The organism is Deltaproteobacteria bacterium, from assembly GCA_016219225.1.
Lineage (GTDB): Bacteria > Desulfobacterota > RBG-13-43-22 > RBG-13-43-22 > RBG-13-43-22 > RBG-13-43-22.
Map to the genome: position 1 here is coordinate 1 of JACRBX010000077.1, position 7184 is coordinate 7184.

Genomic DNA, 7184 nt, shown 5'->3' on the forward strand with positions numbered 1-7184 from the left:
CAGCAAGGCTATCGGAAGGCTCTGTGAAATGTTGAATTCGACAAAAACATTATTCCCGGGTTCGAAGCTTCGACTCGTTTATGGTGTCAAGGATATCGTCCATGTTACATAAAAATGAGGCACTGTGTCAGGATGTCTGAATTTAGATACTTTTATAATCCCTGGACATTCCGGAGATTTTTTCCCAGAAACCCCTGAAGATTATTTGAAGATTCTTAAAAGTGATTTTGTCTATGATTGGCCTGCTCGATTAGACATTGATATAACCAATAGATGTAATCACATTTGTCATTTTTGCTTTTCGAAGACTTACCGCTTATCATCTCCAGAATGTAGTATGGGTTTTCCAATAATTAAAAAAATAATAAAAGAAATGGTTTTAAAAGGAACTATTTCTGTGCGATTTTGTGGTGGGGGCGAGCCGTTAATGCATCCAGAGGCTTATAATATTTTTAAATATTGTTTGGGTTTTCCAGTACACATTACATTATTGACGAACGGGGATCTATTTTCTAACGAATATCAGCGGATTTTTCTAAGGCCATTTGTCCACTTAAGGTTCAGCTTAGATTCTTATAATGAAACAACTCGTGCCAAACTGCATGGTACATCCATTCATTCCTTCAATATTGTTGTAAATAATATAACGAATTATAATAATGGGCGATATAAAGAAAGTATAGTGCAATCCACAAAGGTTGGAGTTACATATTTGCTTCACCCTTTAAATATTGATGGAATTTGTAATATATCCGAAAAAATGAAAAATATTGGCGTTGATTATATCACTTTCCGGTTGATTAAAGGCAATATTTCGATAATATTTTCAGCCGAAGAATTAAAACGCTTGGTAGATAATTTTAGGAAAGCTAAACACAAATACGAGGATGAGGCATTCAAACTTTTTTTTCCAACAGATTTTAATAGAACTACCTTTTCTCCTCACTCGGTATTTGATAAATGTCTAGTGTCAAGGGTTAGGACTATGATTGAGGCTAATGGAAATGTTCAAATGTGTCCAAAAGGTAGAGGTGGCATAAGCTGGAAAACGATAGGAAATATAATTCAAGAAAGTTCCTTCGTAAGCATATGGAATGTCAACAAAAGGTCTATTCAATTTCAAAGAGCTCCTAAAGAATGTGTAGAATGTCTTGATTATAGTTCGAATAAAACGCTCAATGGTCTTCTTAACCATATCTATAACGGTGAGATTATCGAATTTTTGAGATTAGAAAAATGATGCCGGTGAACTGGGGTCATACCGAAAGCGGCAAACGGGTCGGACCACGCCAGAGGATTGAATTTATAATGAAGTGAATAAAGGAAGGGGAAAAAAAGGCCTTTTTACCCCTAAAAAGAAGCTTCTAAGCGGAACACCGATGCCGCGAGCCAATAGATATTGAGTTCTAAATCGGATTTGGCATAATCTCCCATCGTAGCCAAGGATCGTCAGCAGAAGCAGCATTTGCGATCGATGTTAAGGAACCGGAATCGCGCAACGGGGCGAACGCTCTGAATGACCAAAAAGAAGAGATCGAACTATTTGTAAAATTGGAAGAATGACCATGCCGATACCTGCCGAACCAAAGATCTACCACATCGTTCACGTCGACAGTCTGCCCTCGATTATTGCAGACGGTTGGCTCTGGTGCGACGCGGAGATCCTCCGCAGCTCTTCGCCCGGCGCCACCATCGGCATGAACGGTATCAAACAACGACAACTTTTATGATCGAATACAAAACAGGCGACATACTTAGTGAAGACGTTGAAGCCTTAGTCAATACGGTCAACTGCGTCGGCATCATGGGACGAGGCCTCGCACTTCAGTTCAAGAACGCTTTCCGAAGCGGCACTAAGGGAGTTCAGCGACCGTAAAGTCATTATATTCCAGCCGAGTGACGCGTCGGTAGATACGCCTCCAAACCGTAAAAGAATCGGCTGACAAACGGTTCGAGAAAGGTTCGGCTGATCGCCGCGTTGGCTCGACTTTTACTAATAAAATAAAACGAGAAAAGATGGTATAATTGAATTGAATATCCGTTATTACATCGATCCAGGAACTGGGCTACCTCATATCTATGGACACGATGTTGCGGAAACAGAGGTGGAAGAGGTTCTTTCCAACCCGGGAGAAGATCGACCGGGTCGAGAGGGATCACGAATCACAATCGGGAAGACATCAGATGGACGTTATCTAAGAATAATTTATGTTCCTGATCCAGACCCAAATAGCGTTTTTGTAATTACCGCCTATGAACTACGAGGCAAACCATTAATTGCCTATCGTCGTCGCAGAAGGAGAAAGAAAAAATGAAACAAAGTAACTTCCCACCAGGATGGGATGCTGAACGAGTGAAAAAGGTATTAGCCCACTATGAATCGCAGTCTGAAGAAGAAGCCGTTGCTGAGGATGAGGCGGTATTCGAGGCTTTGGGACAGACAGTTATGGAGGTCCCAACAGAAATCGTACCGGCAATACGCGAACTCATTGCAAAATATAAAGCAGCTTGATAGGTACTAACAAAACGCTCAGGAGGGACTCGGCAAAAGAGAGATTGACCATGCCGCGTAAAATACCTTCTATATTATTCGGCCCATTAAACCATCAGCTCCGCCCAGTGCTTTACCTGGACCTTCCTCCCCGTCCTCTGAACCCCCAATTTAAACTGCATTAAACAAGCCATACAGGAGGTGGTAATCCATTCGGCCCCACTACTATCCAGATCGGTTAAGGGGTGTTCCAGGATCTTCCGGGAGAGATCGGGATGGCTGAGATTGAACAGGCCGCCGTGGCCGCAGCAGCGGTTGCCTTTAAGTTCCACCAGAGACAGGCCGGGCACGGACCGCAAGAGCTCTCTTGGCTCCTTCTCGATCTTGAGTTTTCTTTTAGCATGACAAGGGTCGTGGAAAGCCACGGATAGCGGGGAGAGGGAAGGGCTGGGACTCAGGCTGGACCCTCTCTTTGCCAGAAATTGGCTCAGCTCCTCCACCTTTTGGATAAAACCCCTAACTTTGGGCTGAAGCGCCGTCTCCCCGGCCAAAAGCTCGGGATAAGCCATTTTGATGTGGGTGGCACAGGAAGAACAGGAAACCACGATGGCCTCCAAATGGTCCCGATGAAAAGCCAGAACATTTTTCCTGGCCAGGTCCCGGGCTGTCTTCAGGTCGCCCAAACTGAAAGCCGGAAGGCCGCAACAGCTCTGCTGTGTCGGGACTGTTATAGTTCCCATGGGGCGAAGGAGTTTCAGTGTGGCCTCACCCACTTCCGGGTAGAGATAATTGGTTGTACACCCCACAAAATAACCGATTTCAGGGGAATGGGCTTTAGGTTGGATGGCCGGCTTTAGGTTCCGATCCAGAAAAAAAGGCCGGGCCAGTTCCGGCCAGGCCCTTGGGTCCGTGGAAAAGCGCAGCCTTAATCCCCTTTCTCCGGGGATCTTTTTGAATAGCAGATTTTGCCCTCCCCGGAGGATTTTCAGCCGATCCGGACAAGGCAGGATTTCCCGGGCCAGAAATTTTTTCAACTTGGCCGGTCCAACCTTTTCCATAAACAGGCAGCGGCCTTTCTGAATCAACTCATCGGCCTTGACCCCGCTGGCGCAATTTTCAGCGCAGGCCCCGCAGAGCAGACAGTTACTTAACAGATGATAGATTTCTTTATCGGCAGTCAGGGGGTCGGAGAAATAACCGGAAAGGATGGCCAGTTTACCCCTGGCTACCAGGGTTTCCTGACCCGTCTCTAAATAAATAGGGCAGACGGAATGGCAGCTTCCGCATTTAATACACTTCGAAACTTCTTCTTCCCATGACAAATTACTTTACCCTGGTCCCTGGAACGATCTCTGCTTCAGGAATGATCAGCTTTAATCCCTTTTCATCCCTGGCGGCCAGGAGCATGGCCTGGGATTCCACTCCCATGAGCTTGGTAGGCAAAAGATTGGCCACCACCACGATCTCTTTTCCTGGAAGCTCCTCCGGTGCGTAGTCCTGACCGATACCGGCCACCAGGGTCCTTTTTTCCCCAAGGTCAATCTCTAATTTTAGAAGTTTTTTGGATTTAGGGACCCTTTCGGCCGAAAGGATTTTGGCTACCCGCAAATCCCATTTTTGGAATTCTTCAAAGGACAGGGGGGAAAGCACGGGTATCACCGGTTCTTTGGGGGATTTGGGCGGAGGAGCCGGTTTGGCCTTTTCCGTTTCGATACGGGGAAACAGGGCCGATCCTTTTTGGATAGGAGTCCCGGGAATAATTCCCCCCCAGAACAAGTCCTCTGCCCATTTTGGAGGTCCTGACTGAACCCCAATCCCTAATTGTCGACCCATCCGGACTGAAGTCTGCGGCATAAAGGGAAAGAGCAGCAGGGCTATCTGCCTCAAGGTCTCCGCCAGAGTATAAAGGACCGTCATCAATCTCGGTTTTTGTCCCGGGTCCCTGGCCAAGGCCCAGGGGGCCTGGGTGTCGATATACTTATTTACTTCATCAATCAATTCCCATAGAATCATCAAGGCCTTATGAAAACCGAGCTTCCGGGTCTCCTGCTTCATGGTTTCCAAAACCTGAACAGTCCTTTCCTTAAGCCCTTCTTCCGCCGGGCCGTACTCTTCCGGTTTGGGGATTGTCCCGCTGGAGTATTTCTCGATCATGGTCAGGCTGCGGCTGAAACAATTACCGAGGTTATTGGCCAGATCGGCATTAATCCGTTGAATCATGGCCTCTTCACTGAAATGGGCATCCAGCCCAAAGACCATCTCCCGCAGGAAGAAATAGCGGACCGCATCGGTTCCAAAACGTTCGATCAAGTCCTTCGGCCGAATAACATTACCCAAGGTTTTTGAAATCTTGGCCTGGTCTATGTTCCAATAGCCGTGGACATTGAGATGTTGAAAAGGCTCTATCCCGGCAGCTTTTAGCATGGTCGGCCAATAGATGCCGTGGGGCTTTAAAATATCTTTGGCAATAATGTGTTGGGCTGAGGGCCAAAATTGAGGGAAAAGGCTCCCATTCGGAAAATCCAGGCCGGTCAGATAATTGATCAGGGCATCAAACCAGACATAGGTTACATAATTATCATCAAAAGGCAGGGAAATCCCCCAGGTCAGCCTAGATTTAGGCCGGGAAATGCAAAGATCTTCCAATGGTTCGTTTAAAAAAGAAAGGGCTTCATTCCGGTAGCGTTCCGGGCGAATAAAATCCGGATTCTTTTTAATATGATCGATCAGCCAATCCTGATAAGCGCTCATACGAAAGAAATAATTGGCCTCTTTGACCAGGGTGGGTTTGGATTGATGGTCAGGGCATAAGCCGTCTACCAGTTCCCGCTCGGTATAAAACCGTTCGCATCCCAGACAGTACTGGCCTTCGTATTCGCTGAAATAGATATCCCCGCTTTCATAAACCTTGTTCAATATATAGGTCACCACCCGGATATGATCGGCATCGGTGGTCCGGATAAAACGGTCGGGCTGAATATTTAATTCCGGCCAGGTCTGGCGAAACAGATGACTGATTCGATCGGCATAGGGCTTCGGCTCCAACCCTTCTTTTTGAGCGGCCTGGACCACTTTCTCTCCATGCTCATCGGTGCCGGTCTGGAAACGGCAGCTATATCCAAGGGATTGATAAAACCGGTTCAAGGTATCAGCCACCAGGGTGCTATAGGCATGGCCGATATGCGGTTCGGCATTAACGTAATAAATGGGGGTGGTTACATAAAATGTTTTTTCCACAACGATTCCTTATTTTCTCTGTGTCTCTGCGTGCTCTGCGAGAGATCGTCTTTTATTTTTTTTCAGTGCCCGGGGATAAGTCTCCAACCTTGAGAATTTTCTCTTCTCCTTCCTGGGTCTCAACTAGGAGAGTACCCTCCATGACATTTTGCCTGAGGATTTTGACAGGCCCCAAGGAACTCATAACGGTCTTCCCGCACTTTGGAAAATCCTTTTTCAGTTTCAGGTAGGTATCATATTCATAGGTCAGGCAGCACATCAACCGGCCGCAGAGCCCAGAAATTTTTATCGGGTTTAAGGGCAGGTTCTGTTCCTTGGCCATCTTGACAGAAACCGTAGCAAAATCAGGAAGAAAAGTGGAACAGCACACTCCCCGGCCGCAATGCCCCAGGCCCCCCAGCATTTTGGCCTCATTGCGAACCCCAATCTGGCGCATTTCAATCCGGGTATGAAAGCGATGGACCAGATCTTTAACCAATTCCCTAAAATCGATCCGCCCGTCGGCCGTGAAATAAAAAATGATCTTACTCCCATCAAAGAAACATTCCACCTTGACCAACTTCATGATCAGATTTCTTTCGCGGATTCGCTCTAAACAAAAGGCAAAGGCTTCCTTTTCTTTTTCCTGGATTTTCTGATGCTGATCCAAATCCACTTCATTGGCCAGACGAAATATCTTTTTGAGTTCTTTTCCCTCATCGATCCGGTCGACTTTCTGCGGACCTCGAACCACCTTGCCCAATCCCATCCCTTCGTCGGTCTTAACGATAACCAGGTCCCCGCATTTCAAGACGAAGTGGCCGCTATCGAAGTCATAAATCGGTCCGGAATTTTGAAACCGTATTCCGACAATTTTTAAATTTTCAGTAGACATCTATAATTGAACTCCTATGCCCGCAACGGGCATTTGTGATCCATGAAAGGATTCAATCCGGCCTTTGGCGGCCTCGAACCCTATTTTTATACTAATATTAACAAGTTTTTTTCTTTCTGTAAACCCCTCTCATCCGGCCCGGTGTCTTCTTTCCCAACTATAGAATTTCCCTCAGCTATTTAAGAAGAATCCCTCCCAATCCTCAAGTCCTGAACCTTGTCCCCCGATCAAGGCAGCAAGGCCCATTGACAAAATTGGTTTAACCCTTATCTTCAATTTAAACATAAATTTTTGGGTCAAACCGACCATAAGGCAGGGCCGAGCCGGGTATACTATAAGTATACTCGGCTTTTATTTTAAGGTATTTCCTACCGGTGTATGTATTACCCGGAGAAGGAGGTCTGTATGCCGGTCCCCATCATGTACCTGGGTGCCCTAAAAGAAAGTATTGTTGAGGAATAATTGCAGCCAACCCAAAATCATGATACAAAAGAAAAATTTTGGGGGTCCTTTTGGAAACCAATCGTTTGCTGGGAATCAGCGCTTGTTTGATGGGGAAGAAGGTCCGTTATGACGGAGACC

Annotated in this window: 7 protein-coding genes; 4 read left to right on the top strand and 3 right to left on the bottom strand. The window is 46.3% G+C overall.

Annotated elements, in window-relative coordinates; translation table 11 throughout:
• Positions 1–124 precede the first annotated feature (124 nt).
• The 4 genes from HY879_06575 to HY879_06590 all read left to right on the top strand — a co-directional run bounded on the left by HY879_06575 (position 125) and on the right by HY879_06590 (position 2512).
• A complete protein-coding gene (locus HY879_06575; protein ID MBI5603003.1) occupies positions 125–1240 on the top strand; it encodes a radical SAM protein in 1116 nt (371 codons plus the stop codon).
• A gap of 325 nt (positions 1241–1565) precedes the next feature.
• Positions 1566–1730, top strand: coding sequence for a DUF4433 domain-containing protein (locus HY879_06580; GenBank protein ID MBI5603004.1), 165 nt, complete (start codon positions 1566–1568; stop codon positions 1728–1730).
• 300 nt (positions 1731–2030) lie between these two features.
• Entirely contained in the window at positions 2031–2315 is a 285-nt protein-coding gene (locus tag HY879_06585; protein ID MBI5603005.1) for a DUF4258 domain-containing protein, read from the top strand.
• Entirely contained in the window at positions 2312–2512 is a 201-nt protein-coding gene (locus tag HY879_06590) for a hypothetical protein (GenBank protein MBI5603006.1), read from the top strand. Before HY879_06585 ends, HY879_06590 begins: the two co-directional genes overlap by 4 nt.
• 86 nt (positions 2513–2598) lie before the next feature.
• On the opposite strand, the gene HY879_06595 is transcribed toward HY879_06590, so the two are convergent.
• The 3 genes from HY879_06595 to HY879_06605 are packed head-to-tail and all read right to left on the bottom strand — an operon-like array spanning position 2599 to position 6602.
• Positions 2599–3813 (bottom strand): (Fe-S)-binding protein, encoded by a 1215-nt coding sequence (locus HY879_06595; protein MBI5603007.1) that lies wholly within the window; start codon positions 3811–3813, stop codon positions 2599–2601.
• A 1-nt stretch (position 3814) separates the two neighbouring features.
• Positions 3815–5728 (bottom strand): methionine--tRNA ligase, encoded by a 1914-nt coding sequence (gene metG / locus HY879_06600; protein MBI5603008.1) that lies wholly within the window; start codon positions 5726–5728, stop codon positions 3815–3817.
• Between the two features lie 52 nt (positions 5729–5780).
• Positions 5781–6602 carry a stage 0 sporulation family protein gene (locus HY879_06605; protein ID MBI5603009.1) on the bottom strand — a complete coding sequence of 274 codons (822 nt, stop codon included), beginning with the start codon at positions 6600–6602 and terminating at the stop codon, positions 5781–5783.
• Between the last annotated feature and the right edge of the window lie 582 nt (positions 6603–7184).